Annotated in this window: 1 protein-coding gene; it reads left to right on the top strand. The window is 46.9% G+C overall.

Features of this window, described 5'->3' with window-relative positions:
• Nucleotides 1–72: 72 nt before the first annotated feature.
• Nucleotides 73–1341, top strand: a 1269-nt coding sequence (locus tag ACOCD2_RS20175) for a hypothetical protein (RefSeq protein WP_419625967.1), incomplete at its 3' end; no start/stop codon positions are given.

The raw sequence follows: 1341 nt of genomic DNA, 5'->3' as shown, positions 1-1341 counted from the left end.
AAACCTGGAGACCAGAGCCAGAAATCAGGATTAGGCAAAATGCGTGTGGTTCATGTGGACAAAAACTGTGACATGTGGAACTTTGCTATAGAAGAACATTTAAAGCTAGACAACTGCTCCTGGCCCAAGTTTCAGCCTGCCAAAGAAGAAAAGAGAGGAGTTGTTGTGGCACAGTCATTGCGGTGTGTGAATTGCAGCTTTGTTACGCCGCTCTTTAAACTCTATGAGGAGATACGCAAACCAGGACGAGGACGAAGTGCTGCTGTTCAAAACCTAGAGTTGAATGCCGCTGTCACCTCCACATCCATAGGATTCAAAAAGCTGCGGTTTCTGCTTGCTGCCCTTGACTTGTCTCCACCCTCTGAAAGTGGAATGCACCAAATGAGCCAGACAGTCTGTGACAAAATTGCCCAGCTGAGCTCTGACGACATGAATCAAAAACTGCTGCAGGCAAGTGGACTGCAGAAAAACATTCACATTTCTGTGGACACCCGGTATAACACCTCTGGAATAAGGAACTCCAGAAGAACTGGACTGCCAATTGCAACACAGTTAACAACATTAGCCATGGAAAAGCAAACCGGCAAGAACTACATTGTGTCAGCATTCACACAAAACAAACTGTGCCCCAAAGGAGCGCTCTTGAGAAGCAAAGGTGATCAAACTGCCACCTGTCCTGGTGGCCACACAGGCTGCATCACCAATGTCGACAAACTAGAAGGTCTGTCTGAGTATGAAAGCGGACGTGAAATTGGCAGGAACATTGCTGGTGCTGGTGTTACTGTTGCATACTGCACAACAGATGGAGACTGGCGCTTGCACAAGGGTGTTGCGCAATCCATACAGGAAGCCAATCCATCACCTCAAGTGAAATGCCTGGCTGACTTGCTACACCTCTCACAGACACAAGTCAAACGAGCAAAGAAAAAAACTTTCAGCCCCCACCTCTTTCCAGGCATGACAACAAAGAAAGACAGACAGGAGTGTAAGTGTGTTCTGGCAGCAGATCTAAAGAACAGGAGTTCAATGATACTGAAGCATATGAGTGAAAAGTTCAACGCAGATACTGACCAGATGAAACATGAAATGCCTTCTGTCATCAATGCTGTACTTCAGTGCTATGATGGAGACTGCAGTGACTGTGCAGAAAAGTCAGCAGGAACCTGTGCAGGGGGTGACAGTGACAACTGGTTTGTTAGGTCTCGCTCACTCAGGGAATTTGGCATCACTGCCTTGCACCCATCTGAAACAGACATACAGACAATGCCAGAAATTCTGTTGATTGTTCTTGGGGATGAGGGCATTGAAAAGACCTGGGGTTTGAGCACCACACAATCGAAT

Source organism: Thiolapillus sp. (genome assembly GCF_048562965.1).
Taxonomy (GTDB): domain Bacteria; phylum Pseudomonadota; class Gammaproteobacteria; order Chromatiales; family Chromatiaceae; genus Thiolapillus; species Thiolapillus brandeum_A.
Note: the sequence above shows the minus strand (reverse complement) of the source record. Positions and strands in the feature narration are given on the sequence as shown.